General features: G+C 68.0%; 1 protein-coding gene. It reads right to left on the reverse strand.

All coding sequences use genetic code 11. The annotated features are described in order from the left end of the window. Positions 1–77 precede the first annotated feature (77 nt). Entirely contained in the window at positions 78–1214 is a 1137-nt protein-coding gene (locus DXD24_RS10135; protein WP_158548954.1) for a hypothetical protein, read from the reverse strand. Between the last annotated feature and the right edge of the window lie 343 nt (positions 1215–1557).

The raw sequence follows: 1557 nt of genomic DNA on the forward strand, positions 1-1557 counted from the left end.
CGGCGTTTGCCGGCGCGCCCCTGCTATGCGTCATACACGTTGCAATTGCCCCTACCTAGAAGTGTATGGCAGTTCGATCAATCGCCTTTACGCTTTGGCCTACCTAGAACCGCAATCACGACGTTAACAAACACAAGCGCTGTTCCCAGCAGGAGTAGCGCCAAGGAGGCGGCGATCCAGTTGCTGTCGGCTGTCCTGGGGAGCGTGACGGTGGCAGCGCTGGCGGTCTTGGCCCTGGATGGCGCGGACGCCGCGGTCTTGACCACTGTCGTTTTGGTTGTCGTGGTCGTCTTGGGCGTCGCGGTCGCGGGCTTAAGGACGGGATCCGTCGCGGACCCGGCGCCGGGCCGCCCAACGGCAGGACCGGCACCACCGGCCGGCTCGCCCGCGCCACCGGGCTCCTCGCGCCCGTCGGTCTCCCCCGCCGGCGCCGTGGCGCCCTGGGGCTCAATCACCACATGCGGCGCCATGGACCCGGAGGCATCCACCGCGCCGCCGGCACCGAAGGCCCCGCCCGCAGGCGCCACGAACCGCGCGGACACGAGCGACCCGCCCGCGCATGCGACGCCGCCGTCGGCACCGGTCGCATCGAGCCGCGAGGTATCGACGGAAAGCCCGCGCCCGGCCGAATCGTCGCCTGCGCCCGCGTCCTGCAGGTACACGCCAAAAGCCTGCACGCCGGCGGCGGGCGCGGCACCGGCGGCGACGACGCGCCCGCCGCCGCGCACGGCCATGCGGGCGGCGATCACGCCGGCCACGGCCTCGTCCGTGACGCCGGCCCCGTCCGCCCGGGCATCGACGGCGCAGCCGTCCACCGCGAGCGCCCGCGAGACGTGGATCGCGCACTGCGAGCCCGATGCCGCCAGGGACCCGGTGCCGCGAAGCGTCAGGCTGCCCCACACCTCCATGCCGCACTGCGCGATGTCCGCATCGGGCGCATGCGACTCGGTCACCGAGTTGCGCCCGGCAAGCGTCACGACCAGGTCGCCGTCGGCGCCGATGGCGTCGCCCGCGTAGCCGTCAAGCTCCAGGTGGCCGGCATCGGTCCAGGCCCAGCCGGGGCCCGACACGCCCGGCTCGCAGTACGTCGCGCCCGCGATGAACAGGCTCTCCGCGCCCGCGGCATAGGAAGGCCCGCCCAGCAAAACGCATAGGCAGGCCATGGCAGCGATCGCGATGTGATGACGGCTGGCGTGGGACTCGGCGGCAAACATACCCGCTCCGATCTTCGCAGGAGCCAATAGAATGTGCACCAGAAAATGCCCTGGTAGCGACAGTTATTAGTTTAGCGAGATCGATGCGGGGGCAAAGATAAATCGCGTAGGTAATGTCGACAATTAGGTGTAAATCGTTTTGCCAGTCGGTGAAAGGAGGAATGCAGGGTTATGCGTTAAGACGCGCTATCTTTGACACTCACGTTGCATATAGCTTCTGTGAATCTACTACCCGTTCCAGTTTGCTTCACCTTCCGCTCGCATCAGAGCGCGCCAAAGCTCACTGAGTCGCTAACTCGCTGTAATTAGCGAAGACGATCCCCCCCCCCCCCCCCCCCCCCCC

Origin of the sequence: Collinsella sp. TF12-2AT, from assembly GCF_003436735.1 — a bacterium.
Classification (GTDB): Bacteria; Actinomycetota; Coriobacteriia; order Coriobacteriales; family Coriobacteriaceae; genus Collinsella.